The sequence below is a fragment of the Acinetobacter sp. Lyrl_1 genome, assembly GCF_051948795.1.
Taxonomy (GTDB): Bacteria; Pseudomonadota; Gammaproteobacteria; order Pseudomonadales; family Moraxellaceae; genus Acinetobacter; species Acinetobacter towneri.
Window position 1 is genome coordinate 94,129 of record NZ_JAYJLK010000004.1, and the last position, 21,472, is coordinate 115,600.

25 protein-coding genes are annotated in these 21,472 nt (G+C 39.7%); 9 read left to right on the plus strand and 16 right to left on the minus strand.

Going from position 1 to position 21,472, the window contains the following annotated elements; genetic code table 11:
• The first annotated feature begins 206 nt into the window (after nucleotides 1-206).
• On the plus strand, nucleotides 207-1,409 hold the full coding sequence (locus VF675_RS03120) for an MgtC/SapB family protein (protein ID WP_167846470.1): 1,203 nt from the start codon (nucleotides 207-209) through the stop codon (nucleotides 1,407-1,409).
• On the opposite strand, the gene tsaA is transcribed toward VF675_RS03120, so the two are convergent.
• Nucleotides 1,406-2,143 (minus strand): tRNA (N6-threonylcarbamoyladenosine(37)-N6)-methyltransferase TrmO, encoded by a 738-nt coding sequence (gene tsaA / locus VF675_RS03125; RefSeq protein WP_207973603.1) that lies wholly within the window; start codon nucleotides 2,141-2,143, stop codon nucleotides 1,406-1,408. The two genes, VF675_RS03120 and tsaA, sit on opposite strands and share 4 nt — an antisense overlap.
• Before the next feature lie 120 nt (nucleotides 2,144-2,263).
• Here tsaA and VF675_RS03130 point away from each other — a divergent pair, with 120 nt between their 5' ends.
• Nucleotides 2,264-3,043 (plus strand): ferredoxin--NADP reductase, encoded by a 780-nt coding sequence (locus tag VF675_RS03130; RefSeq protein WP_004972950.1) that lies wholly within the window; start codon nucleotides 2,264-2,266, stop codon nucleotides 3,041-3,043.
• 59 nt (nucleotides 3,044-3,102) lie between these two features.
• Here the strand turns inward: VF675_RS03130 and VF675_RS03135 are convergent, their stop codons facing one another.
• The 3 genes from VF675_RS03135 to VF675_RS03145 form a co-directional block, all read right to left on the minus strand.
• Complete coding sequence (locus VF675_RS03135; RefSeq protein WP_004972947.1) at nucleotides 3,103-3,288, minus strand: hypothetical protein; 186 nt, start codon at nucleotides 3,286-3,288, stop codon at nucleotides 3,103-3,105.
• A gap of 20 nt (nucleotides 3,289-3,308) precedes the next feature.
• Nucleotides 3,309-3,563, minus strand: a complete 255-nt coding sequence (locus tag VF675_RS03140; protein ID WP_004972946.1) for a hypothetical protein — start codon at nucleotides 3,561-3,563, stop codon at nucleotides 3,309-3,311.
• A 225-nt stretch (nucleotides 3,564-3,788) separates the two neighbouring features.
• A complete protein-coding gene (locus tag VF675_RS03145; RefSeq protein WP_178318927.1) occupies nucleotides 3,789-4,409 on the minus strand; it encodes a cation transporter in 621 nt (206 codons plus the stop codon).
• Between the two features lie 75 nt (nucleotides 4,410-4,484).
• Between VF675_RS03145 and VF675_RS03150 the strand changes: the two genes are divergently transcribed.
• On the plus strand, nucleotides 4,485-4,886 hold the full coding sequence (locus VF675_RS03150) for a MerR family transcriptional regulator (protein WP_178865847.1): 402 nt from the start codon (nucleotides 4,485-4,487) through the stop codon (nucleotides 4,884-4,886).
• 51 nt (nucleotides 4,887-4,937) lie between these two features.
• Here the strand turns inward: VF675_RS03150 and arsH are convergent, their stop codons facing one another.
• From arsH to VF675_RS03165, 3 genes are all read right to left on the minus strand, one after another.
• Nucleotides 4,938-5,639: an arsenical resistance protein ArsH gene (gene arsH, locus VF675_RS03155; RefSeq protein ID WP_136144350.1), complete on the minus strand. Its 702-nt coding sequence runs from the start codon at nucleotides 5,637-5,639 to the stop codon at nucleotides 4,938-4,940.
• Between the two features lie 72 nt (nucleotides 5,640-5,711).
• Nucleotides 5,712-6,770 (minus strand): ACR3 family arsenite efflux transporter, encoded by a 1,059-nt coding sequence (gene arsB, locus VF675_RS03160; RefSeq protein ID WP_004972938.1) that lies wholly within the window; start codon nucleotides 6,768-6,770, stop codon nucleotides 5,712-5,714.
• Nucleotides 6,771-6,774: 4 nt separating this feature from the next.
• A complete protein-coding gene (locus VF675_RS03165) occupies nucleotides 6,775-7,092 on the minus strand; it encodes an ArsR/SmtB family transcription factor (RefSeq protein WP_004972936.1) in 318 nt (105 codons plus the stop codon).
• Nucleotides 7,093-7,190: 98 nt separating this feature from the next.
• Between VF675_RS03165 and arsC the strand changes: the two genes are divergently transcribed.
• The 3 genes from arsC to VF675_RS03180 all read left to right on the plus strand — a co-directional run bounded on the left by arsC (nucleotide 7,191) and on the right by VF675_RS03180 (nucleotide 9,523).
• Nucleotides 7,191-7,619 (plus strand): arsenate reductase (glutaredoxin), encoded by a 429-nt coding sequence (arsC, locus tag VF675_RS03170; RefSeq protein ID WP_004972934.1) that lies wholly within the window; start codon nucleotides 7,191-7,193, stop codon nucleotides 7,617-7,619.
• Between the two features lie 224 nt (nucleotides 7,620-7,843).
• Nucleotides 7,844-9,226 carry a prephenate-dependent tRNA uridine(34) hydroxylase TrhP gene (gene trhP, locus VF675_RS03175; protein ID WP_004972932.1) on the plus strand — a complete coding sequence of 461 codons (1,383 nt, stop codon included), beginning with the start codon at nucleotides 7,844-7,846 and terminating at the stop codon, nucleotides 9,224-9,226.
• 27 nt (nucleotides 9,227-9,253) lie between these two features.
• Complete coding sequence (locus VF675_RS03180) at nucleotides 9,254-9,523, plus strand: YfhL family 4Fe-4S dicluster ferredoxin (protein WP_004972931.1); 270 nt, start codon at nucleotides 9,254-9,256, stop codon at nucleotides 9,521-9,523.
• Between the two features lie 236 nt (nucleotides 9,524-9,759).
• Here the strand turns inward: VF675_RS03180 and ahpF are convergent, their stop codons facing one another.
• The 7 genes from ahpF to VF675_RS03215 form a co-directional block, all read right to left on the minus strand.
• Nucleotides 9,760-11,325 carry an alkyl hydroperoxide reductase subunit F gene (ahpF, locus tag VF675_RS03185; protein WP_096901839.1) on the minus strand — a complete coding sequence of 522 codons (1,566 nt, stop codon included), beginning with the start codon at nucleotides 11,323-11,325 and terminating at the stop codon, nucleotides 9,760-9,762.
• A gap of 216 nt (nucleotides 11,326-11,541) precedes the next feature.
• The gene (locus VF675_RS03190) at nucleotides 11,542-12,459 is read right to left on the minus strand and encodes a hypothetical protein (protein ID WP_104852203.1); all 918 of its coding nucleotides are present in this window, start codon (nucleotides 12,457-12,459) and stop codon (nucleotides 11,542-11,544) included.
• A 56-nt stretch (nucleotides 12,460-12,515) separates the two neighbouring features.
• Nucleotides 12,516-13,643 carry a toxic anion resistance protein gene (locus VF675_RS03195; RefSeq protein WP_104852204.1) on the minus strand — a complete coding sequence of 376 codons (1,128 nt, stop codon included), beginning with the start codon at nucleotides 13,641-13,643 and terminating at the stop codon, nucleotides 12,516-12,518.
• A gap of 30 nt (nucleotides 13,644-13,673) precedes the next feature.
• Nucleotides 13,674-14,465, minus strand: a complete 792-nt coding sequence (locus VF675_RS03200) for a hypothetical protein (protein WP_004972923.1) — start codon at nucleotides 14,463-14,465, stop codon at nucleotides 13,674-13,676.
• 213 nt (nucleotides 14,466-14,678) lie between these two features.
• Nucleotides 14,679-15,083: a nucleoside diphosphate kinase regulator gene (rnk, locus tag VF675_RS03205; RefSeq protein ID WP_004972920.1), complete on the minus strand. Its 405-nt coding sequence runs from the start codon at nucleotides 15,081-15,083 to the stop codon at nucleotides 14,679-14,681.
• A gap of 163 nt (nucleotides 15,084-15,246) precedes the next feature.
• Complete coding sequence (gene glyA, locus VF675_RS03210) at nucleotides 15,247-16,500, minus strand: serine hydroxymethyltransferase (protein WP_019836649.1); 1,254 nt, start codon at nucleotides 16,498-16,500, stop codon at nucleotides 15,247-15,249.
• A gap of 177 nt (nucleotides 16,501-16,677) precedes the next feature.
• The gene (locus VF675_RS03215; protein WP_136144553.1) at nucleotides 16,678-17,940 is read right to left on the minus strand and encodes an alpha/beta hydrolase; all 1,263 of its coding nucleotides are present in this window, start codon (nucleotides 17,938-17,940) and stop codon (nucleotides 16,678-16,680) included.
• A 251-nt stretch (nucleotides 17,941-18,191) separates the two neighbouring features.
• On the opposite strand from VF675_RS03215, the gene VF675_RS03220 reads away from it, so the two are divergent.
• From VF675_RS03220 to VF675_RS03230, 3 genes are all read left to right on the plus strand, one after another.
• Nucleotides 18,192-18,890, plus strand: a complete 699-nt coding sequence (locus VF675_RS03220; RefSeq protein ID WP_026438378.1) for an exonuclease domain-containing protein — start codon at nucleotides 18,192-18,194, stop codon at nucleotides 18,888-18,890.
• Between the two features lie 109 nt (nucleotides 18,891-18,999).
• On the plus strand, nucleotides 19,000-19,716 hold the full coding sequence (locus tag VF675_RS03225) for a hypothetical protein (protein WP_179988940.1): 717 nt from the start codon (nucleotides 19,000-19,002) through the stop codon (nucleotides 19,714-19,716).
• A 217-nt stretch (nucleotides 19,717-19,933) separates the two neighbouring features.
• Nucleotides 19,934-20,302: a hypothetical protein gene (locus VF675_RS03230; RefSeq protein ID WP_004972910.1), complete on the plus strand. Its 369-nt coding sequence runs from the start codon at nucleotides 19,934-19,936 to the stop codon at nucleotides 20,300-20,302.
• 114 nt (nucleotides 20,303-20,416) lie between these two features.
• Here VF675_RS03230 and VF675_RS03235 read toward each other — a convergent pair whose 3' ends face one another.
• Complete coding sequence (locus tag VF675_RS03235) at nucleotides 20,417-20,635, minus strand: hypothetical protein (protein ID WP_004972907.1); 219 nt, start codon at nucleotides 20,633-20,635, stop codon at nucleotides 20,417-20,419.
• A 532-nt stretch (nucleotides 20,636-21,167) separates the two neighbouring features.
• Nucleotides 21,168-21,365 carry a hypothetical protein gene (locus VF675_RS03240; protein ID WP_004972905.1) on the minus strand — a complete coding sequence of 66 codons (198 nt, stop codon included), beginning with the start codon at nucleotides 21,363-21,365 and terminating at the stop codon, nucleotides 21,168-21,170.
• Nucleotides 21,366-21,472 lie beyond the last annotated feature (107 nt).

A 21,472-nucleotide genomic window follows, 5' to 3' on the forward strand; every position in this document is an offset into this window, starting at 1 on the left:
CTTTCAGGGCTGAATGACTTCTTTAATACAGTAATCTTGTATGGTTCGATTAAGCCATAATTTTAGAGTGAAAATAGATTCATAAATGGCGATAAACACAATTCAAATATATGATGTTTAAAATAACACCTTGTATTTGGAATGTTGCTGTGGATTTTCTGACTCCTCCATCTTTGGTTACAACCAATTTTCCCGAACTGCTCACCATGTTTGCAGCAGCACTTGGCTGTGGCTTACTGATTGGATTAGAGCGTGAACGCAGTAAAAAAAATGGACAACATCACCGTTTTGCAGGCGTACGTACCTTTGGAATTTGCGCATTATTAGGTGCCATTTGCTTCTTATTGGGCACGAGCATTGCCATTGTGGGTGCGTTGATTGTTGGGGGAATTGGCTTATATTCCCTCAAAAATCAAACGGAAGATGACCCCGGCGCTACCACCGAACTTGCCTTCGTGATGACCTATTTTATTGGTGCATTGTGTTTATGGAATATTCCATTGGCAGCAGGTTTATCGGTTATTTTGACAGGTTTACTCATGACCAAGCACACCATGCATGGCATTGTCAGTCAGTGGATTACCGAAGCTGAACTACGTGATGGCTTGTTCTTACTGGCTTTGGTGTTAATTGCCTTGCCGCTGACACCCAATACCGCACTATGGGGCAATGTACTTAATCCTTATGTGATTTTAAAATTATTGATTTTAATTTTAAGTGTGCAGGCTTTAGCGCATATCGCCAAGCGTTTACTCTCAAGCAGCAACGCCCTCATATTATCTGCAATTGCTTCAGGTTTTGTATCAAGCACCGCAACCATTGCCAGTTTAGGCATGGAAGTACGCGCAGGTCGTGGCGACGCACGTGCCAATGCAGGTGCAGCTCTGATGTCTTGCGTGGCAACTTTAGCGCAAATGTTGATTATTGTGGCGGGTGTCAATCTGGCGTGGTTTAAGCTGTTAATTATGCCCAGTCTGGCAGGCATTGGCATTTTAATTTTGGTCGGCGTATGCTTGCTTAAAAAGCATAAAAATACGACAACAGCAAAACCTGAAGCCGACACCCGTATGTTTAGCCTTAAAGAAGCCGCTATTATTGTGGCGACCTTAACCGCAATTCAAGCCATGGTCTACGGCTTAGAGCAAATGCTTGGCGACGCAGGCTTAATCATTGGTACCTTACTCGCCTCTTTATTTGAGGTGCATGCCGCCATTGCTACTGTAGTGATGCAAGGTCCACCCAGTCAGCAAATGTTGCTGTACGCCTTAATTTTAGGTCTTGTTGCTCATGCAATTTCTAAATGTATCAATGCCGCACTCATTGGCGGCTTACGTTTTGCACTTTATTTCGCACCTACCCAAATTTTGCACATGCTGGCGTTGGTGGCTATTTTATATATGATGGTTTAATCGACAGCGATTAAAACAATTTTTAGGATGTGTACTGCGTGCTGATCGACACGGAAACTGACATCAAAATCTGCAAAATTCATGGTGTAAATTCGTTCAGCATCATCCTGATATGCAGGTCGTGGATCTAAAGACAAGACCTGTTCCAATTCCTGCGCAATCTGTGGCTGTAATACGCCAGATTCGAGCAACTGATTTTTTTGCGCTTCGGCTGTGTCCATCCATAGCACTGTTTTTCTTATGGGTTCATCTTGCGCATAACCACTTTGTGCATCAGGCACAGCATCTGAATATTGAATATAAGGTTTAATATCCAAAATAGGCGTGCCATGCAACAAATCTGCTCCTGTCACATAAACTCGCAGTGACTTACCCACTTTTTTGACCTGTTTAAATTGCACTACAGATAAACCAATGGGTGCAGGTCGATACATGCTGCGCGTCGCAAACACACCTATTTTTTGATTACCACCCAAACGTGGCGGACGCACTTGTGCACGAAAACAGGGGTTTTGCTGTTTCTGTACGGTTGGATGAGCATCGGTTTGGTTTTTATTGTCGTGAAATTGCCAGATTAACCATAAGTGACTAAACGCTTCGATCCCTTGAAATGCCAACACATCGTTATAAGGCGCTTGCATTTCAATATACGATTCGACCTGTACCAGATTTGGTTGACGAGGAATACCAAATTTTTCTCGGTAGGGAGAGTGCATAAATCCGATTATTGGCATTTTTAGATCAGTCTTCATCACTTTTTCTGATAAGCTCAATTAAATATATTCAGTTTATAGAGAATGATTTTAGATTAGAATAGCAAGCTGTTCTAATTTGATAATTTATTGAGACCTTTAATGGCTGCTTTCAACGTCGAAAAGATTACTCACGTACACCACTGGAATGACACTTTATTCAGTTTTAAAACGACTCGCGATACCGCACTACGTTTTAAAAACGGTCAATTTGTGATGATTGGTCTGGAAGTAAATGGCAAGCCTTTAATGCGCGCTTACTCGATTGCCAGTGCTAACTATGAAGAAGAGCTAGAATTCTTCTCAATTAAAGTACCTGATGGCCCTTTAACGTCTATTTTACAAAAAGTAAAAGTGGGCGATGAATTGCTGGTTTCTAAAAAACCTACAGGCACTTTGGTACTGGATGATTTAAATCCTGGTAAAAACCTATACTTACTTTCTTCAGGTACAGGTCTAGCTCCATTTTTGGCAACCATCCGCGACCCTGAAACTTATGAACGCTTTGAAAAAGTGATTGTGGTTCACGGTACACGTTTCATTTCTGAATTGGCTTATCAAGATTTAATTCTAAATGAATTACCAAATCACGAGTTTTTCCAAGAACTTGGTATTCGTGAAAAACTGGTATATTACCCAACCGTTACACGTGAAGAATATCCAAACCAAGGACGTGTGACCACGGCAATTGAATCGGGTGAAATCTTTGAAAAAATTGGTTTACCACGTTTTAACCCTGAAACTGACCGTGCCATGTTATGTGGTAGCCCTGCATTCTTAAAAGATGTTGCAGCATTACTTGACCAACATGGTTTAAAAGAATCACCACGTATGGGTGAATTGGGCGATTACGTGATTGAACGTGCTTTCGTTGAAAAATAAAAGCTGTTGAATCTAAAAAAACCGAGCTAAATAGCTCGGTTTTTTGTCATTAGCATCAATTAACGTACACTGCGACCTTCTTGGTTAGCACGTCCTTCACAGTGTGCACCACCACCAATTACAAACCCACGCTCTGCCTGACATGAACCAATCATACGACCACTCGAATCATAAGTTGTCACTTTTGAAGCACAACCTGTCATCAAAATAGCCGCTGTTAATGCGATTAAACTAGAAATTTTCATTGTATTACCCCTCTAAAAAATTAGTCTTGTTGCAGTGAAATCTGCGAATTATTTGGTATGGTTGGCAATAAACCCGTGCGCTCATCTACTTTAGAATAGTTAATGCCTTGTATGTTGGCACCACCATAACACACAGCTTTAGCCCCCAAAATAAAGCCCTGTGTAGCGACACATGAACCAATCACTTGCCCTGCAGTATCATAAGTCACTACTTTAGAACTACAGCCAGCCAAAGCAATCAGGCTTGCTATAGAAAATAATTTAATTAGTTTCATTTAACCCTCAATTTAAAAAAAATTAAATATTATTCATCGTGTAAATTATTTTTAAATACATCAATTTATTTTTAATTTTAGTTATATATTATTTTTTGTAAACGCAATTTGGAATAACTTATCGTTATTTTTACTTCAAATTTTAAAATTATTGCGACTACAAAAAATTAAAAGCACTCCATCTAAATCACTCAAATCAGATGGAGTGCTTTTTACGTTTATTCTTTATTCTGGTACATTTATTCTTCGTTCAGCCAAAGCTTGCTGAATCACATGATACCCCGCTGTTAAGCCCAAACTCGCCATAATCACGGCTACCACAAGATCTGGAATCAAACTACCCGTACCAAATACACCCACTGCCGCCAAAATAACTGCGAAATTACCAATCGCATCATTACGGCTACATAACCACACCGATTTCATATTCGAATCACCATCTCGAAATGCATATAAAATCAATGCAGTAACCACATTGGCTAATAAGGCGATGATCCCAATAATACCCATGGTTATGGCTTCAGGTGGAATACCCTGTATATAGGCATAGATAACCTTGCCCATCACCACCACACCAAACAAGGCCATCGTGATGCCTTTGACCAAAGCCACAGTAGCACGCCAATACAAACTTGCACTTAACACCGCAAGTGAAATCCCGTAATTGACAGCATCTCCAAAGAAATCCAGTGAATCTGCCCATAGGGATGATGAATGGGCATAGGCACCACCTATCAACTCGATAAAAAACATGCTGAGATTGATCACCAATGCAATCCATAACGCGGTTCTAAATTTACTATTCGGTTTGATTGGCGCAGGTTCATGACTACACGTACATGCCATAGACACACCTTCTTTCAAAATGAAACTGTTTCGATTATGCTCATTTAAAACTATAGACTTAGTCCAAGGTCAAGCATGACACAATATTTAATTCATGAATTAGCTAAAAAAGTTGGAGTCAGCACAGATACAATTCGTTTTTATGAAAAGAAACACTTACTCACCCCAAGCTTTCGTGCCGAAAATAATTATCGCTATTACAATGATGAGGCACTCAAGCGTTTGATTTTTATTAAGCGTTGTCGTGCTTTAGATATGAACTTAAAAGAAATTGAAGCTTTGATTGAATTAGAAAAACAGCCAAAGCAAAACTGCTGCGCCGTGAATGAATTGATTGATGAACATTTAAGGCATGTAGAAGATAAAATTGCCGAGTTGCAGCATTTTCAGCTACAACTTCAGCAACTTAGACAAGCCTGCATCACACAAACAACTATTGATGATTGTCAGATTTTAAAACGGCTCGAAGCCGAATAATCACTCTCTCAGCCTTTTCTCATGCGGTTTTGCTTATCTAAAATTGAATTATCAAGACTTCTGATTAACACGTTGCGACAACTGCTCGGCAGTTTCCACACGTTCAGAATAACGATCTACCAAATATGCAGATTGCCCGCGAGTCAGCAAAGTAAATTTATATAACTCCTCCATGACATCGACAATACGGTCGTAATAGCTAGACGCTTTCATGCGGCCATCTTCCTCAAACTCTAAAAAGGCTTTAGGAATAGAAGACTGATTGGGGATGGTGATCATCCGCATCCAACGTCCTAAAATACGTAATTGATTGACACTGTTAAATGACTGCGACCCGCCACACACCTGCATTAAAGCAAGCGTTTTACCTTGTGTGGCACGAATTGCACCTGCAGCAAGTGGAATCCAGTCAATTTGTGCTTTAAAAATTGAGCTCATCGAACCATGACGTTCTGGGCTACACCAAACCATGCCTTCTGCCCACGCCAGCAATTCATGTAACTCTTGGACTTTGGGATGTGAAGCATCGCCATCTTCTGGTAAAGGCAAACCTTTAGGATGGAAAATTTTTACCTCAGCACCAAAGTGCTCCAAAATTCTGCCTGCTTCTTGTACCGCCAAACGACTATAAGAACGCTCACGGTTTGAACCGTACATCAATAAAATACGTGGCGGATGGTTCAACGGCTTTGCCTGCACCTGTTCAAAACTTGGTGTAGGCAATAAATCTAAATCAATATTGGGTAATACCATGCTGCATACTCTTAAAACTAAAATGGGCAACGCATGCCCATGTTTTTATCTTAAACCTCAAAATGAAGAAAATTACTTTGAACTGACAATCGACTCATTTTGATAAAACTTTTTACGCAGCCATAAAGACACACTCACCAAAGCAATCAACACAGGCACTTCAACCAAAGGGCCAATAATCGTGGTAAATGCAACGGGAGAAGCCAAGCCAAACGTTGCAATGGCAACAGCAAGTGCTAATTCAAAATTATTCCCTGCTGCGGTAAAGGAAATGGCGGTCGTCCGTGGATAATCATTGCCCATCCATTTGCTCATAAAGAAGCTAATAAAGAACATGGCAACGAAGTAAATAATCAATGGAATGGAAATGCGTAAAACATCCATCGGCAAGCTCAGTACTTCTGCGCCTTTTAGTGCGAACATCGCCACAATGGTAAATAGCAATGCCAACAGACTAAATGGGCTAATTTTGGGTAAAAAAGACGTTTGATACCAATCTAAGCCTTTGCTTTTCACTAAAATCAAGCGTGTTAAAAAGCCCATCAAAAAAGGAATACCCAAATAGATTAAAACAGCTTGGGTGATTGTCCAAAAACCAACATCAATCACTTGTCCTGCCACGCCAAAATACGGCGGCAAGAAACTCAGAAACAGCCATGCATAAGTACTAAAGAATACAATCTGAAAAATACTGTTAAACGCAACTAATGCAGCCACGTATTGGTTATCACCACAAGCCAAGTTGTTCCAGACCAAGACCATCGCGATACAGCGTGCCAGACCAATTAAAATCAAACCTGTCATATATTCAGGATAGTTTTGCAAGAAAATAATCGCCAAAGCGAACATCAAACACGGAGCAATCAACCAGTTTTGTACCAAAGACAACAACAAGGTTCGGCGGTCTTTAAACACTTCTGGCAAAGCTGCGTAATCGACTTTTGCCAATGGTGGATACATCATCAAAATCAAACCAATCGCAATGGGAAGATTGACTGTTCCCACACTCATTTGATCTAAGCTTGCCGATACTGCAGGAAATACCACGCCAATCGCAACACCTAGCCCCATGGCAATAAAAATCCATAAGGTCAGATTACGATCTAAAAAAGAAAGTTTGGACTGTGCCATGTGCTTACTCGCAATGTGTTGCAATTGTAGGGTTGATGTGCGTCATCGGGCTGACATCTTGCTGCGCGATAATATTTAAAACAGCAAACGCCCATTCGGGTAAATCTGGGTTCAAACGGTAATACACCCACTGCCCCTGACGTTGATCTAGCAAAATAGATAAATTCCGTAACAACGCCAAATGACGTGATATTTTCGGTTGATTTAACTGCAATTGTTCTGTCAATTCGCATACACAAATATTGTGTTGAGCCATCACCAATTTCAGAATGTCCAGTCGGGTTGGGTCTGACAAACATTTAAAAAAATCAGTTTGATTCATTTTTTATCTGCACTTCAATATTAACTATTGCGAATATACGCATATCCATATATAAATGCAATATTGAAATTTTATCGACCTAAAACGAGTCACTACGCATGAGCAACACCATCAAAATTTTTCATAACCCTGCCTGTGGAACGTCACGCAATACTTTAGAATTAATTCGTAATACAGGACAAGAACCTGAAATTATTGAATATTTAAAAACCCCACCTACACAAGCTGAACTTACTAGCATGATTCAACAAGCAGGTTTAAGCGTGCGCGATGCAATCCGCAAAAATGTAGAACCATACGAACAGTTGCAACTTGAAGGTAGCTCACACAGCGATGCGGAATTAATTGCATTGATGGTCGAGCATCCGATTTTAATTAATCGTCCATTTGTCGTGACCGAGTTAGGTGTGAAACTGTGCCGCCCTTCTGAACTGGTCTTAGACTTGCTCACTCAACCACAATTAAAAAGCTTCAGCAAAGAAGATGGTGAAGTGGTGATTGATAAACATGGGCAACGTGTACGTTAACACGCTTTCATCCATCAGAAATTGATTATAAGCAATCTGTCAAATTGGTATTGAAAGTCCCTTCTCGTGCGTTTTGTATAGCTCAGGATGAGGAACTTTCTATATCAAGATTAGCCCCAGCGTTTCAGCACAAGTTTTCTTCTGAATCCCGAGCTATTTACTAGGTTGAATCCTAAATTTAGATTCATACAATAAAGCCATATTTCTGCTATTGCTTTTTGATCATGACCATTTCCCACGTCACCGAACTTCTCTCTCCTGCTGGTTCTTTAAAAAACATGCGCTATGCCTTTGCTTATGGTGCAGATGCAGTCTATGCAGGTCAGCCGCGTTACAGTTTGCGCGTGCGTAATAACGAATTTGATCATGAAAACTTAGCAATTGGTATTCAAGAAGCACATAAATTAGGCAAAAAGTTTTATGTGGTGGTGAACATCCAACCGCATAACAGCAAACTCAAAAACTTTATTCGTGACCTAGAACCTGTGGTTGCCATGCAACCCGATGCGCTGATCATGTCTGACCCAGGTCTGATTATGATGGTGCGTGAAAATTTCCCCGACATGCCTGTACATTTATCGGTACAAGCCAATGCGGTGAACTGGGCAACGGTGAAATTCTGGCAAAATATGGGTTTAACCCGTGTCATTCTTTCGCGTGAATTGTCGATTGATGAAATTGAAGAAATTAAAAACAACGTGCCTGGCATGGAAATTGAAGTATTTGTGCATGGTGCGCTGTGCATGGCCTATTCAGGTCGTTGCATGCTTTCAGGCTATATGAATAAACGTGATGCCAACCAAGGCGCATGTACCAATGCCTGCCGTTGGGAATATAAAATTCACGATGCAAAAGAAGATGAAACAGGTGACGTAATTCCTGTCAAAAATCTTTCTGAAACTGCCGATGCAGATGAACAACACATGCAGGCACAGCATCAATTTAACGAGCCTGTGTTATTACAACGTAATGACGAAGATATGTTTGCTGCCGAAGAAGATGAACACGGCACTTACTTTATGAATTCTAAAGATTTACGTGCAGTGCAGCACGTTGACCGTTTAACTAAAATGGGCATCCATTCACTAAAAATTGAAGGTCGCACCAAATCTTATTTCTACTGCGCACGTACTGCACAAATTTACCGTAAAGCCATTGATGATGCACTTGCAGGCAAACCATTTGACCCTGCATTAATGACTCAATTAGAAGGCCTAGCTAACCGTGGTTATACCGAAGGTTTCTTGCGTCGTCATGTGCACAGCGAATACCAAAACTACGAAACAGGTTCATCAAGTTTTGATCATCAGCAATTTTGTGGTGAAGTCTTAGAACGTAATGGTGACTACATTAAAATTGATGTAAAAAACCGTTTTGTAGTGGGCGATTCTCTAGAATTGATGACGCCACAAGGCAATATCTATTTCACTTTAACTGAAATTAAAGATAAAAAAGGCAATCTGATTGAAGATGCCAAAGGTTCAGGGCATATTGTAGAAATCCCTATACCTGCAGATGTCGATATGCGTTATGCTCTGCTGATTCGCAACTTACCAAATTCGACTGCAGATATTTCTGCCTCATCGTTGGCTTATCAAGCCAACTAAGTGGCAATAAACTAAGCGAGTATTGCGATGGCACTCCTGATTACCGACCAATGCATCAATTGCGATATGTGCTTACCCGAATGCCCGAATGAAGCAATTTATGAGGGTGAAAAGGTGTATGAAATTGATGTGGCGCGTTGCACAGAATGTGTTGGGTTTTATGACTATCAAACCTGCGTTTCAGTCTGCCCAATTGAATGTATTATTCCGCATCCTGAGCATGTCGAAACCAAAGAGCAGCTACAGGAAAAGTTTAATCAGTTGAATTTATTTGGACAAAATAATAAGGCTAATTAGACTGAAATGAATCTAACTGCTGTAAATCAAACTGGATGTAAAAAATAAAAAAAGAACTGAGTTGTTAGCCGACTCAGTTCTTAAAACCAAAAATAGAATAAATAAACTTTTAATACTGTGCGATAACGCACTTTACTGAACATAGCGCCTGAGTATTGGGGAACTCAGGCGCTATCTTTTTAGCGAATACAATTTAAGGATGGTTAATCCGCGTATTCAGATGTATTCGTTCAGACTTATTGACCTGAACGGATGATGTAATCAAATGCTGAAAGTGATGCTTTCGCGCCTTCACCTGTTGCAATGATGATTTGCTTGTACGGTACAGTTGTACAGTCACCTGCCGCAAATACACCTTTTACATTGGTTTCATTGCGCTCATTTATCACAATCTCACCACGATTCGTCAGCTCTACTTTTGACTCTTTTAAGAAGTCCGTATTTGGTAATAAACCAATTTGTACGAAAATTCCTGCAAGTTCAACAGTATGCTCAACATCTGTCGCACGGTCTTTATATTTCAACGCAGTCACTTGTGCGCCATCACCAATTACTTCAGTCGATAATGCATTGGTAATTACAGTAGTATTTGGCAAGCTGTTCAATTTGTTTTGCAAGACTTGGTCTGCACGTAATTTAGTATCAAACTCTACCAAAGTCACATGCTCTACAATCCCTGCAAGGTCAATCGCTGCTTCTACACCTGAGTTACCACCACCAATCACTGCAACACGTTTGCCTTTAAACAACGGGCCATCACAGTGTGGGCAGTATGCCACGCCGCGGGTACGGTATTCTGCTTCACCAGGTACATTCATCTCTCTCCAACGTGCACCTGTAGACAAGATCACCGTTTTCGATTCAAGTGTTGCGCCATTTTCCAAAGTCACTTCGACCAAACCATTGGCAGTTTCATCAGCACCTTTAATGGCAGATACTTTTTGTAGATTCATAATATCGACATCGTATTCACGCACATGCGCTTCCATTTCTGCCGCAAACTTTGGACCTTGTGTTTTTTGGATAGAAGTGAAGTTTTCAATATCCATGGTATCCATCACCTGACCGCCCATCCGCTCAGCCACAATACCTGTACGAATACCTTTACGTGCTGCATAGATTGCAGATGTATTCCCTGCAGGGCCGCCACCAATTACCAAGACATCAAACGCCTCTTTGGCATTCAGTTTCGCTGCATCTTTGCTCGCAGAATCTGTATCTAATTTAGCTACAATTTCTTCCAAAGTCATACGACCTTGACCAATGTGGTTGCCATCTTGGAATACCATCGGCACAGCCATAATTTTGCGCTGCTCAACTTCTTCTTGGAAGAATGCACCATCAATCATGGTTGCTGTTGTGCCAGGGTTGTAAATCGCAATGAGGTTCAAAGCTTGTACTACATCTGGACAGTTGTGGCAGCTCAACGATACAAACACATCAAAGTGAGATGAAAGATTCAATTCTTTGATTTGCGTTAATACTTCATCCGATACTTTTGGTGCATAACCAGAAGTTTGCAATAAAGCCAAAATTAATGAAGTGAACTCGTGCCCCATTGGTAAACCTGCGAAGAATACGCGCGGTTGCTCACCTACTTTTGCAATCCCAAAACTTGGTGCACGTGCGTTGTTACCGTCAAAACGTGCAGTAACTTGTGGCGAAAGTGCTGCAATTTCTTCAACCAATTCTTTAATTTTGGCAGATTTATCAGAACCATCTAAAGTCGCGACAAGCTCGATTGGGCTTTCAAGACGTTCTAATAAAGTTTTAAGTTGTGTAGAAGTATTTTGGTCTAACATGGCTAACGTCTCCAAGGGAGTAAATTTATTTGTTGATGTCATCTTACGAAAAATAGTTACATAGGGGAAACGGTTTATTTTTATATTTATGATCGTTTTTTTAAATGATAGTGAGTTTCAAGCTTACTATTTCATTTAAAATACCTAAAGCTATTCAATTTAGACATTAACATAAAAACTGAATGTCTGCCTTAAGCAATTGAGCCTAATCATTTTTTATTCAAGTTGTTGTTGAATCCGCAGAATACGTTGCTGTAAATGGCGTGATAAAAACCACAGTACCGCAGACAGTATCAACATAAGCGCCATAACTGCAAGATTCATATAATAAGCAAGCGTATTTAATTGCTGTGCTTGCTGCACTTGCTTATGTACGCTTTGCGCCATAGGCGTTAAGGCTTTGCCATAAACTTGCTGCTGCATGGTCCATAATTGTTCAGGTTTAAATCCATAATGTAAAAATTGCGGATCTTGCTGCTCTGCTTTGACCAAGGTCAACACTTGCGGAATGGCTGCATCTTTATCTGCGGGATGATGCATCAATGCCGTTTGCGCCAACAAATAGGCTTTAACAGGCGCTGCCATTTCTGCATTTTGTAAATAACGCGCCAATTCACTTTCTTGAATGTGCTTTTCATAATGCACAATTTTGGCATATACCTGCTGCGTATCATCTTGTCGGTCATGCTGAACATAACTCAATGCCGACCAAAGTAAAATAAAACTCAGCAACCAAGCTACAAATTTCAAGACAAAGGACTGAAAGCGAATATAAAAAAAACGAATTTTCTTGAGTAGATGAACTAGAACGAATGCACCAATAAATGACACCGACAGTTTTAAAATCAACCAACCCAACCAGTTCAACAAACTGAAAAAATAATCAGGTTGCTGCCCTAAATTTGCCAAAGTCGCATCGACACTTGCAGGCATGTGTAATTGCTGAACTTCAGTACTTAAACCAAAGAAGCTATAAATCACATCTTGCTGAATAAAAAAGCCAATTGCTGATATAAGCACCACCGTCATAGACAGCACAGCCAAAAAACTGAGCTTTTTTTGACGCTGCTGTAATGCCACAACACCTGTTTTTAGTTGCTGTGGCTGAATGGCATATTCATCGAGTGGGGGCAAATCCGACTCCTTATCAGGTAAATTTCAGATTAAATGAAGTCATTGTCAAAATGCATTTATTGACCAGACTGTTGACTTGAACCAATCACCAATTGATTCAGATTCTCCTGTAAGGCTCGCAAACGCGTAGTCGCTTCTGCACGTTTTTGCATGCCTTCTTTTTGTACCTGGATCACATCGTTCACTGTTTTAATGAGGGTATTTTGTACGTGTTCAAGGGTTTCAATATCAATCACCGAACGCTGATTGGCTTTGGCAGTATCAACCGAGTTTTGATGCAATAAATCTGCATTACGGCGCAGCAATTCATTGGTGGCATCATCAATACTGTTGGCCAGTTGCACACTGTTTTTCTGCTCATTTAAAGAAATCGCCAAACTAATCTGGTTTTTCCACGCAGGTAAGGTAATGTTTTTAATCGCATAAAATTTATCGACCAACATTAAATTATTGGACTGGATAATCCGAATCATCGGCAAAGTTTGCATGGCAGATTGTTGCAACACCTGCAAATCACTCACCCGCTTTTCTAAATTATTAGCAAGATGATTGAGATCATAAATTTTTTGAGTCGTGGTCTGATCCTGCGGCTGCGCGGAAAATTCAGAAATTTGCTGCTGAATTTCCTGCTGTTTTAACTTACCTGCTGCAATATAAATCCCCAATTGTTTATATTCATCTTGCACACCATGAAACATTTTATCCAGTGTATCTACACGGTTTTTTAAACCATTTTGTGAGCTTTCAATTTCTGTGACCAGACTATCAATTTGCGCTTTGGTGCTGTTAAAGTTTTGATCAAAACTTTGTTTAGCGCCTTTTAACTTATTGAATAAACCACCCAAAAAGCCACTGCTTTTGTTTGGATTTAAAATACTGTTGGTATTTAACTGCTGTGCAACCTGCACCACCTGATTCAGCTTTTGCCCTGTGACATCCAAATCCTTATTTTGCACCAAACCTAAAAGCTCATCGGTATAACTTGACGTTTTAGTGGCGATATTTTTGCCATATTCTGCAACCGAATGATGGCTAAGATCGCTTAATTCTTTACGCGCAGCCAGCACCTCCTGAAAGTCATCAGGCTGTAAGCCAATTTCCTGCAAATTGAGTTGCTGAAATTGTTGCTGAGTCTGTTCATCACTCACTTGCACAGCGACGTTGCGTTGTTCAGAAGTTGTCATATTTCGCCTCTATCTAATCAAAACCATGCCTTATGATTGCGCAGGTTTTTCTAAGGATTTTCTTAATGTCTTAATTAAATGCTCACGACTTTGATCCAGCTTTTCTAGCTGACTGTGTGAGCCACTTTGCTGACTTTGTTTGACATGATATTGCCATGCAGGAATGAGTACCTGCTGCGCTTCTTTAAAGCGATCTAACAAACTAAAAGAGAGTTGCTGTGAAAGTTGCATTTGAGTAATCGCAATATCATTACTACTTTGCAAAGTCTTTAAACTATAAATTTTCTTGGCCAGTCGTTCGCTAAAATTATCCAAAGGATGCTGATTGCGCACAAATCGTGGATATTCCACTAAAAACTCATCGGCAGCTTGAATGTATTTCGCCATTTGCTCACGCAAACCAACCAACTGCTGAAAACGTGATTGTGATTTCTGAATTTCGATTTGCAGCTTTTGGCTTAAACGATCTGCTTGTCCTAATAAATGATCTAGGTTTTTATAATATTGCACTTGCCCCGCGCCATATTCCAAATCTATGCCTAGCCACTTTTGTAGTGCATTAAACTTACGTTGCTTTAACACTTTTTTAGATTTGCCAAGCGCCTGAATCAACTGCTCAATGGTCACACTCAATTGCTGAGTTAAATGTGGATCCACCCCATCCAATAAAACTGACTGCGCTTGAATCACCTGATCTGCATAATGATTTAGACGATATTGATCATTCAACAACGGAACTAAATCATTGCGTTGAATCGCCAAAAGCTCTGCACGATCCACCGTAATCTCTTGCAAAGGCAGTAACACTTCAAACTGAGCCATAGACCATCACAACCCTCTTTACATGATTTTATAGTACGTGTTTTTCGGCTAAGGTCATGTAATATTTTGCAATTTTTTATTTCGATCTGCTTAAATGCTTTTTTATAGATTCGCATAACATCAGTCACAAGATGCCTGATTCAAAACACCAGTGCATAAAAAAGCCATGATCAACATGGCTTTCAATGTTCCTAACGCAGGATGATAAACAGATTATAAATAATCGCCTTCACGCTCTGGCTGATACAAAATCTTCTCAATTTTGACTTTCATCATATGACCATCGGGCTGTGGCCATTCAATTTCCTGACCTTCAGCTAAACCTAAAATGGCAGTCCCGACAGGTGCAACCACATTCACCTGCCCTTTCTCACCTTTAAAGTCATGCGGATAAACCAAGGTAATTTCAGTCGGTTCTTTTGCAGGTGCAATGGTAATCAATGCGCGGGCATTCATGCTCACCACATTATTCGGTACATCTTGTGGCGCAACCACTTCAGCACGTGCCAATTCATCTTCTAGATGTTGCATCGTTGGCGTCAATTTAGGTTGATGCTCAAGCATCGTTTCCAAACGGTGCAAATCTTGTTCTGAAATAATAATCTTTGGTCTAATCATTTACTTTTATTCCTGTCATTCCGACAATACTGTCATCATCAGCTTGCCTACAATCATATTCAATACGCTTAAGTTATAACAGAAATTCAGCTTATTGAACGAAAAATCAATTTTTTACATCCATAAAAAAAGCCCCCTTGAGGGGCTTTTCTCAAGGCTGTGCTTATTTTGCGTAAACTGGGAATTTCGCGCAAACAGCTTCAACTTTTGCTTTTACAGTATTAATTACAGCTTCGTCACCTTTGCTGTCAAGAATGTCTGCAATCCAACCTGCAAGATCACGTACTTCTGCTTCACCAAAACCACGTGTAGTTACCGCTGGAGTACCGATACGGATACCAGAAGTTACAAATGGAGAACGTGGATCGTTCGGTACAGAGTTTTTGTTTACAGTAATGTGCGCAGCACCTAACCATGCATCTGCATCTTTACCTGTAATATCTTGCTTGATTAAAGAAAGCAAGAACAAGTGGTTTTTCGTACCACCAGATACTACATCATAACCACGTTCAATAAGAACTTCAGCCATCGCTTGCGCATTTTTAACAACTTGTTGTTGATACGCTTTGTATTCAGGCGCCATTGCTTCTTTAAAACAAATTGCTTTTGCTGCAACTGCGTGTACCAATGGACCACCTTGGTTACCAGGGAACACAGCAGATTGTAATTTTTTCTCGATCTCTTCGTTTGCTTTCGCAAGAATTAGACCAGAACGTGGACCACGCAATGTTTTGTGTGTAGTAGTAGTCGTTACGTCAGCAATTTGCACAGGGTTCGGATATACACCAGCAGCCACTAGACCTGCTACGTGTGCCATATCTACAAATAAATAAGCACCAACTTTGTCTGCGATGTCGCGGAAACGCTGCCAATCTACAATTTGGCTATACGCAGAGAAACCCGCAACAATCATGCGTGGTTTGTGTTCAAGCGCTAAACGCTCAACTTCTTCGTAATCAATTTCGCCAGTTTCTGGGTTTAAACCATATTGGATAGCGTTATATGTTTTACCTGAGAAGCTTACTTTTGCACCATGAGTCAAGTGACCACCATGTGCCAAGCTCATACCTAACACAGTGTCGCCTGGGTTAAGTAAAGCTAAGTAAACTGCAGAGTTTGCTTGTGAACCAGCGTGTGGTTGAACGTTAGCATAATCTGCACCAAAGAGTTCTTTAGCACGGTCAATCGCCAATTGTTCAATAATATCTACGTATTCGCAACCGCCGTAGTAGCGTTTGCCTGGGTAGCCTTCTGCATATTTATTGGTAAGTTTTGAACCTTGAGCTTCCATTACTGCAGGTGAGCAGTAGTTTTCAGAAGCAATTAACTCAATATGAGCTTCTTGGCGCGCATCTTCATTGGTGATCGCTTGAGCTAATTCTGGATCAAATTCGGCAATAGAAATATTGGCAAACATTAGCGAGGTCCTATTAATTTAGGGCTTTTAAGCCGTGCTAAGATTGGCGCGTATTGTAGCATAAAGTTTGTGAACTGAGAGAATGAACTTTGCTCAGTTTTACATAAAAATAGCTCATGTTTCAGATAAAACATGAGCTATATCAGGTCAAATCAATCTTTATCGTAATTCAACAACTTACTGAATAGGCATTAAAGATTGTACATCTTTAATAATCTCATCCATATTATCCACATACACCGAACCATGATCCCATTTTTGCTCTACAGGTAAATCCTGATCAGTGACGTAATGAATTTTAGTTCCCATCCCTTGAGCTGACTGAACCAAGTAATCCGTGACTTGTTTCGGTACAGTTGGGTCAGCCGTTCCTTGATAAATAAATATAGGCGTACTGATTTTCACTTTTAATGGCTGTGAACCATTGGTTAAGAAATCTTTAACTTCAGGGATGGTCGTCATGAAATTCGGTTGAGTACGTGGATAACCATCCAATTTTCCATAAGTCTGTGCGTGCTCTCGCATTGGCTGAAGCATACTCCCACCTAATGCCTCATAACAGATTGACTCTGCCTGAGCAGCAAGTTGATCTGTTGGTGACACAAATATTTCAGAATATTTCAAGGTTGGAGCAGTATTTCTTAGCCCCGCAGCAATTAGAGCAGTAAACGTATCTAATGGTACAAGTGTCTGTACTTTCTTTATTACATCTGGCTCCTGAGCTGCTTTTTGTTCACCACCCGCCAATACCAACGCTAAATTTGATGCAGGTGCGATAGCTATGGCACCCTTATAATTTAACTGCGCACGCGATGCATACTGCGCTGCACCTAAAGCCGCATGTCCACCCTGTGAATGTCCAACTACACTCCAGCGCGTTTCTGCAGTATTACCCAAAAGCTTGCTTGCAGCGACAACAGCATCTGTAATCGAATAAGCTGCACTTTTTAAATTTAAGAATGGGTGTAATTCTTTACCGCTCGGCTCACCCAAACCTTCGTAATCTGGTGCAACAACGGCATAACCTGCCGCCAATAGTTTAGCAATGAAGTATTCATTTCCTTTTAAACCTTGACGGCTCGGTGCACACGCATCTGCCACGCCTGTTGTGCCATGTGCCCATACTACAAGTGGCCATCCGCCCGCAGGTTTAACTGTTTGAGGGGTAAAAACAAGTGCAGTTGCCTGAGTTTCCTGTCCATTTACACCTAACATTTTATAAGTCATCAATGTTTTAGAGGCACTTACTGTATCTAAAACATTATTCGCATTTGCACCCTGATCCAAATAAGGCTCTGTTTTTACGATAGGGGCACTAAAATTATATTTCGGAATGCCATCTTCAATAACCACAACACTCGTATCGTCATGATCATCATTACAGGCGGTTAAAAACAAACTGCTACTAGCCAAAGCCACACTTAACCATATTTTTTTCATTTGTTTACCCTTATCTTCATATTCTTATTGATTGCATCCTTCGCAATCTTTATTTGTACGCTTCTTTACCGTATTAGGCAAGATTTCAACAATTAATATGCAAGTGTATTTTATTTAAAATTAAACACTTACGGTAAAAATCAGTAAATTGATCACATATACAAGTGCCTATTAAATTTCAATTCAATTTGTCATACGCAGCGGCTAATGTTAGATTGCATTTTTATTGAATGACGCAAGCGAATCAGGACATGCAGGCAATTATTCTCGACACTGAAACCCATACTTTAAATGGACAACCCATTGAGATTGCCTACGCCCCCATTCAAATTCAAGATGGCAAAATCAGTCTAGATAAAAGTCAAATTTTCGATCAGTTATATCAAGTCGATGAGCCGATTTCATTCGCAGCGATGGCGGTGCATCATATTTTAGAATCGGATTTAATTGATCAACCGCATTACAGCAGTTTTGAATTACCTGCCGAAACCACCTATATCATTGGGCATAATATTGATTACGATATTCGCGCTTTAGAAAAATGTGGTGTGGATACTTCTAAAATTAAAGCCATTTGCACTTTGGCACTTGCACGTCGCGTATGGCCAAACGCCGAAGCACACAATATTTCAGCTTTAATTTATATGATTACCAAAGGCAGCGAAAAAGCGCGTGACATGATTAAAAAAGCGCATCGTGCCGATATGGATATTATTTTAACGGCCAATATTTTGATGCACGAAGTTCATCAATTACAAATTCAAAGTATTGAAGAACTCTACACTGCCTCAGAAGAAGCACGTATTCCACAAATTATCAATTTTGGTAAACATCGTGGTACGGCAATTGCTGACCTTCCTGCCGATTATGTGCAATGGTTATTAAGACAAGAAGATTTAGATCCTTACTTACGCAAAGCGCTCGAAAATACCAGTATTTTGACTTTATAAATGTTTCAAGTGAATCTTATTGCATTTACCTGTCATAAATTATTCATATTATTGTAATTTTCAAAGTCTATGCTTTGCCTTAATTTATTGGGGAAATAAATTAAGGCTCATGTTTAATTATCAAAAAACTCAACTCGGTCTAGATGCATTACAACAGCGCACACGTGATTTAAATGCACGTCAACGTCGTTTATTGGTACTGATTGGTACTGAAGATTTTGATTTACTCGGAGATCAGTTCAAGCAACGTCTTGCACCACCTGAATTGATTGAACAGCTATTAGATATGCACCTGATTGCCCCTGCTGCGCTTGAGCAAGACACTTTGCAACACCAAGAGCAAACGGCTAACATTCTGCTGCAACAAGAGCAAGAGCCATCATCTACCACTTTACACACAGAAATTCATAGCCAACTTGCAAGCAGCACCCCGCAAGCGCATGCTGAAAGTTTGGCAGAACCAATCCACACCCAACATCTTCAAGTAAATTCAGTTCCTGCATATTTAGAAGCACGTGTTGCAGCTGCCATCAATACAGAACAGCCCGCTGAACAACCTGAACCCCAAGCAGAAATACAGCCTGAAATTACCGCTTTGAGTTTTGAAGATGTAAAATTTCTCATGATGGATACTTTGCAGCGTCATTGTGGATTAATGGCAAAACAACTGATTCAGCGAATTTTACAAGCTCAGGATATTCGCAGCTTAAAACTCTGCCAAATGCAATGGATTACCTCTTTGCAAGAAACTCGTTTACCACCGAAAGCACTCAATCAGATTTTGCAGCAAATCAACCACTCTCTGCAAAAGCTTAATCCGACTTAAAGCTTAGATTTTTTTACTTAGTTTTAAGTCTTTTTAACAATTAAAACCATGCTCAGGGACATATGGATTAATTTATTTTTATTACTTTTCAACACCTTAAAAACACATATAAACCTTAGATCCATTATTCCTATAAAAGCTAAGACTTTAGCGGCATAGCCCCGACTGATAAAAATCAGCGATATAGTATTTTCTAGAATTGTTGAGGCACAGGGTTATGATGAATTATGCATTTTTTTTAGCGTTTGATGCTTATGACAATCCAATGCAACTCAGTAAAGTTGGCAATTGGGTGATTACCTTTTTAAGCCCAAAAGATCAGGAAAGCCAAATACAGTTAGCGATTACCAATGTGTTGCCGCGTCAAATTTCAGCACATTTACAACCGCGACGCATAGTGATTCAACAAAGTACAGATGCCCAGCTCTGGCAAATCTTGCAAATTGAATGTTTTGATAGTCAAACCAATCAAGAGTTGAGTTTTCAACCCGATGATGACATTGGGCAAGCGGTCATTCAAAAAATTATTCAAGAGTTTGATAAATACGATGTAAATATCCAACTTGTAGAAGATCAGACGGTTTAAAGCGATATGTTTTACACTTAATGAGCACTTTATTTACGTGTGCTTTAAAAATCCTGCGCACAAAAAAGCTCATCGAAATGAGCTTTTCTAAAAATAAAGTAGTCTCACAAATATTTACTCCAACACACGGAAAATACTATCAGACTCGCGGCTTTCAAACAAAAGTTCGATGCTTGGTAAAATCACTTCACCTTCCACAATAATGTGTTCAATTTTGTGAAATAGTGCCAAACCCGCTGCCAATGAAGTTTCTGGGATATTACGTAGCAATGCTTTTGCTTCGTAAATATGGCTAAACTGGTCTTTAACTTTAATATCGATGATTTGCGTCATTGTTGTTCCCTTTTTCTTGACGGAAATTTTTTATACCATAGCTTATAAATTTTTTAAAAAAGTGAGTTGTTAGATTGTTTGACAATGTAGTATTTTTTTAAACTAAATTTAAATTATCTAATAAATTCAAACACATATTTTTTAAAATTTTATTTACAACTTACAAAACCACAGTAAATTTGCTTGTTTTTCATTCTAGCACAGAAAAAACTCGCATTGCTGCGAGTTTTTTTATGTTGGAAGGCTAGTGCTGATTTTATTGTTTGAACAAGAGTTACAAACTCAACGAGCTGTCATTGATCCGTCCAACTGCATCGTAGCGTCTATTACATTGAATGACCTACTGTAGTTTTAATATAGTGAAACTTATTTTTTGCTGCAATAGCCCACTACATTTCAACACATTCACACAGCAAAATTTCAATTGATTTAATTTTCAGTTACGGCATAATTTTATGCGGTTAAAAGCTCCAGCTTTGCGATTAGCTTCTGCATAACTTGGCGATACTTTCAAATAATAAGAAGTCGACGATTATTCAATTAACTCAATTTCATAATCAACATCTTGCAGCATATCTTTATTGTATAGCTTTACCATTGCTGTTGCTTCAGCATAATCGTAGAACAAACCTTCTGCGACGGCTTTACTGCGAAATTCCGTGGTACCAATTTCATTATCATGCGGAACAAAATATAAGTTTTCTGGAATGAGTTTAACGATATAGCCCACGAAGCTGCCCTCAGATTTTTCAGTTTTAAAATATGTGAGTTTTATATGCTGAAAAACGTGATCAGGCTATGGCAAATAAGATCGAATGTTTATCTTAATTTTTTATA

Excerpts from the sequence above, each read along its gene's own strand:
- VF675_RS03200 (WP_004972923.1), bottom strand. The coding sequence starts at position 14,465 with ATGGCTCAGTTTGAAGTGTTACTGCCTTTGCAAGAGATTACGGTGGAT.
- rnk (WP_004972920.1), bottom strand. The coding sequence starts at position 15,083 with ATGATTAGACCAAAGATTATTATTTCAGAACAAGATTTGCACCGTTTG.
- VF675_RS03145 (WP_178318927.1), bottom strand. The coding sequence starts at position 4,409 with ATGGCATGTACGTGTAGTCATGAACCTGCGCCAATCAAACCGAATAGT.
- VF675_RS03135 (WP_004972947.1), bottom strand. The coding sequence starts at position 3,288 with ATGAAAATTTCTAGTTTAATCGCATTAACAGCGGCTATTTTGATGACA.
- trhP (WP_004972932.1), top strand. The coding sequence starts at position 7,844 with ATGACCATTTCCCACGTCACCGAACTTCTCTCTCCTGCTGGTTCTTTA.
- VF675_RS03235 (WP_004972907.1), bottom strand. The coding sequence starts at position 20,635 with ATGACGCAAATCATCGATATTAAAGTTAAAGACCAGTTTAGCCATATT.
- arsC (WP_004972934.1), top strand. The coding sequence starts at position 7,191 with ATGAGCAACACCATCAAAATTTTTCATAACCCTGCCTGTGGAACGTCA.
- arsH (WP_136144350.1), bottom strand. The coding sequence starts at position 5,639 with ATGGTATTACCCAATATTGATTTAGATTTATTGCCTACACCAAGTTTT.
- VF675_RS03150 (WP_178865847.1), top strand. The coding sequence starts at position 4,485 with ATGACACAATATTTAATTCATGAATTAGCTAAAAAAGTTGGAGTCAGC.
- VF675_RS03180 (WP_004972931.1), top strand. The coding sequence starts at position 9,254 with ATGGCACTCCTGATTACCGACCAATGCATCAATTGCGATATGTGCTTA.
- VF675_RS03230 (WP_004972910.1), top strand. The coding sequence starts at position 19,934 with ATGATGAATTATGCATTTTTTTTAGCGTTTGATGCTTATGACAATCCA.
- VF675_RS03215 (WP_136144553.1), bottom strand. The coding sequence starts at position 17,940 with ATGAAAAAAATATGGTTAAGTGTGGCTTTGGCTAGTAGCAGTTTGTTT.
- VF675_RS03130 (WP_004972950.1), top strand. The coding sequence starts at position 2,264 with ATGGCTGCTTTCAACGTCGAAAAGATTACTCACGTACACCACTGGAAT.
- tsaA (WP_207973603.1), bottom strand. The coding sequence starts at position 2,143 with ATGCCAATAATCGGATTTATGCACTCTCCCTACCGAGAAAAATTTGGT.
- glyA (WP_019836649.1), bottom strand. The coding sequence starts at position 16,500 with ATGTTTGCCAATATTTCTATTGCCGAATTTGATCCAGAATTAGCTCAA.
- ahpF (WP_096901839.1), bottom strand. The coding sequence starts at position 11,325 with ATGTTAGACCAAAATACTTCTACACAACTTAAAACTTTATTAGAACGT.
- VF675_RS03120 (WP_167846470.1), top strand. The coding sequence starts at position 207 with ATGTTTGCAGCAGCACTTGGCTGTGGCTTACTGATTGGATTAGAGCGT.
- arsB (WP_004972938.1), bottom strand. The coding sequence starts at position 6,770 with ATGGCACAGTCCAAACTTTCTTTTTTAGATCGTAATCTGACCTTATGG.
- VF675_RS03225 (WP_179988940.1), top strand. The coding sequence starts at position 19,000 with ATGTTTAATTATCAAAAAACTCAACTCGGTCTAGATGCATTACAACAG.
- VF675_RS03165 (WP_004972936.1), bottom strand. The coding sequence starts at position 7,092 with ATGAATCAAACTGATTTTTTTAAATGTTTGTCAGACCCAACCCGACTG.
- VF675_RS03140 (WP_004972946.1), bottom strand. The coding sequence starts at position 3,563 with ATGAAACTAATTAAATTATTTTCTATAGCAAGCCTGATTGCTTTGGCT.
- VF675_RS03220 (WP_026438378.1), top strand. The coding sequence starts at position 18,192 with ATGCAGGCAATTATTCTCGACACTGAAACCCATACTTTAAATGGACAA.
- VF675_RS03195 (WP_104852204.1), bottom strand. The coding sequence starts at position 13,643 with ATGACAACTTCTGAACAACGCAACGTCGCTGTGCAAGTGAGTGATGAA.